General features: G+C 59.0%; 1 pseudogene. It reads left to right on the top strand.

The annotated features are described in order from the left end of the window. Positions 1 to 1,313: pseudogene (locus tag IE209_RS33575) on the top strand (Tn3-like element IS1071 family transposase); the annotation flags it as partial. Positions 1,314 to 1,406 lie beyond the last annotated feature (93 nt).

The raw sequence follows: 1,406 nt of genomic DNA, 5'->3' as shown, positions 1-1,406 counted from the left end.
CGCCATTGCCCGCAGAGGACGAAGACCCAGAAGTGACCAAGCTGCGCGCGGCTTTGGATCACCGCATCGGTGAGGTTCAATTGCCGGAAGTGATTCTGGCCGTTGACGCCCAGGTGCGCTTTAGCTGGATCATGCTCGGACGTGAGCCGCGCTCTACCGACGAGCTGCTGATGGTCTATGCCGGCATCATGGCCCACGGCACCAGTCTGACTGCGGTCGAATGCGCGCGCATGATTCCGCAATTGTCTGCCACCAGCATTCGCCAGGCCATGCGCTGGGCGCGGGACGAACGGCGTCTGAGCCAGGCCTGCCAGGCTGTGCTGGAATTCATGCAGCGACACCCGATTGCCGCCACCTGGGGGCGGTCCGATTTGGCATCTTCTGACATGATGAGCATGGAGACCACCAAACGGGTGTGGCAAGCCCGGCTTGATCCTCGGCGCAACACACCTTCCATTGGAATCTACTCCCATGTAAAAGACCGGTGGGGCATCTTCCATGCGCAGCCCTTTGTGCTCAATGAGCGCCAGGCGGGCGTGGCCATTGAAGGTGTCATCCGCCAAGAAAAGCTGGAGACCAGCCAGCTTGCTGTGGATACCCATGGCTACACCGACTTTGCCATGTCACATGCCCGTTTGCTTGGTTTTGATCTTTGCCCGCGGTTGAAGGAACTCAAACAGCGCCACCTCTTTGTGCCACGCGGCACCAAAGTGCCCGCAGAAATCGCTGCGGTGTGCGAAGCCAATGTCGACGTCGCTTTGATCGAAAAGCATTGGGATAGTCTGGTGCACCTGGCAGCCTCGGTCATGAGCGGACATGCCAGTGCGGTGGCAGCTCTTGCGCGGTTCGGTTCTGCCGCCCAGGGCGATCCAATCTATGAGGCTGGCGTGCAATTGGGGCGGTTGCTGCGTACGGCGTTTTTGGCTGACTACTTTGTCAAGGACGCTTTCAGGAACGAGTTGCGCCGGGTGCTCAATCGGGGCGAGGCTGTTAACGCCCTCAAGCGCGCCATTTATACCGGCCGGATCAGCCCGGCGCAGGCCAAACGTGTCGATGAAATGCAGGCTGTGGCCGATGCGTTGAGCCTGATGGCCAACATCGTGATGGCGTGGAATACCTCACAGATGCAGGCGGTCCTGGATCGCTGGTCGAACCGCCGCCAGGTCATTCCACCGGAACTGATCGGGAAGATTGCGCCCACCAGGCTGGAGAGCATCAACTTGCGGGGTGTGTTTCGCTTCCCGGTTGACCGCTATGCTGACCAAATCCTGCCTTCGCGGCCAAATGCATCGATAACTGGCACCAATGGATGAAACCGACCACGGTTTGACGCCACGAATCGCAGATTTGAAAGTGAACAGGAAAGTCAATGAAATCAACGATCTACCAACACCACCTCCGCGCCA

The sequence above is a fragment of the Pseudorhodoferax aquiterrae genome, from assembly GCF_014652235.1.
Lineage (GTDB): Bacteria > Pseudomonadota > Gammaproteobacteria > Burkholderiales > Burkholderiaceae_C > Pseudorhodoferax > Pseudorhodoferax aquiterrae.
The sequence above is the reverse complement of the archived record's forward strand: the minus strand, read 5'-3'. Positions and strand labels throughout refer to the sequence as shown.